2 protein-coding genes are annotated in these 1,259 nt (G+C 38.9%); both read left to right on the forward strand.

Annotated elements, in window-relative coordinates:
• Positions 1-61 precede the first annotated feature (61 nt).
• Positions 62-337: a transposase gene (locus D1164_RS23580; RefSeq protein WP_241558320.1), complete on the forward strand. Its 276-nt coding sequence runs from the start codon at positions 62-64 to the stop codon at positions 335-337.
• A gap of 23 nt (positions 338-360) precedes the next feature.
• Positions 361-1,176: an IS3 family transposase gene (locus tag D1164_RS23585; RefSeq protein ID WP_172594619.1), complete on the forward strand. Its 816-nt coding sequence runs from the start codon at positions 361-363 to the stop codon at positions 1,174-1,176.
• The last annotated feature ends 83 nt before the right edge of the window (positions 1,177-1,259 follow it).

Consider the following 1,259-nt stretch of genomic DNA (forward strand, 5'->3'; position numbering starts at 1 on the left):
TATAATTAGCCCCAAAATTTAGACAACAAGTATAATTTGAAAATTTAATAAACTTGTTGTTATGAAAAAGAGAAAAACTTACAGCGCAGGCTTTAAAACAAAAGTAGTACTTGAAGCTCTTCAAGAGCGTGAAACGATTCAGGAAATCGGTAAAAAGTACGACATTCATCCCAATCAAATTTCCACATGGAAGAGCCAGTTTTTATCAAATGCCTCTGAAATATTTGAAAAAGGGATATCTAAAAACGATGATGAAAAAGAAAAGGATGAACTTTTCAAAAAAGTTGGCCAACTTCAAATAGAGAATGATTTCTTAAAAAAAGTATTGGGGAAATAGCCAAACCTGAACGACTTCTCAAAGTGGATAAAGCAAATACGATAAGCATAAATCGGCAATGCGAACTTTTAGAGGTTTGTAGAAGCAGCTTCTACTATATTCCCCAACAGAACAGTTCTTATAATGAAGAACTTATGGAGCTAATTGATAAACAGTACACCCAAACGCCTTTTTATGGGGTTCCGCGAATGGTCCAGTACCTAAGGGAGAATGGCCACATTGTGAACCATAAACGGATAAGAAGGCTTTACCGCAAAATGGATTTACATGCCATTGGCCCTCGTCCCAATACCAGTAAGCCACATAAAGGCGAAGGCCATACCATTTATCCATATTTGCTGCGCGGTTTAAAAATAGAACGCCCTAATCAAGCGTGGGGTATGGACATCACTTATGTTCCTGTTGGCAACGGGCACATGTACTTAGTAGCCATAATTGACCTTTACAGCCGTTTTATCGTAGGCTGGTCATTATCCAACACCATGGCAGCCAAATGGTGCAAGGAATGCCTTGAAATGGCCGTAAAACAACATGGTGCACCGGAGATATTAAATACAGACCAGGGAAGCCAGTTTACCAGCCCGATTTTTACCAAATATGTTGATAGCCTTGACAACGTACAATTTAGCATGGATGGCAAAGGGCGTGCTATTGACAATATCTTTATTGAGCGATTCTGGCGGAACATCAAATACGAAAAAATTTATCTGGAACCATCGGAAGATGGCTTGGAATTGTACGGTAAAATAAAAGAGTATATGAGTTTTTACAATACCGAAAGAGGCCATCAGTCTTTGGATTATAAAAAGCCAGAGAAAGTGTTCTGCTCGGCCGCTTAGATTTCGTTTCCCGCCCAATTGGGCGGGAAACGAAATCTAACTTATCTTTGAAGTAATGTTGTCTAAACAAGGGGAGTATTTAA

The sequence above is a fragment of the Mariniphaga sediminis genome (assembly GCF_003573545.1).
GTDB classification, from domain to species: Bacteria; Bacteroidota; Bacteroidia; order Bacteroidales; family Prolixibacteraceae; genus Mariniphaga; species Mariniphaga sediminis.

What these genes read in the sequence shown, in the direction of transcription:
- D1164_RS23580 (WP_241558320.1), top strand. Translation starts at nt 62, where the DNA reads ATGAAAAAGAGAAAAACTTACAGCGCAGGCTTTAAAACAAAAGTAGTA.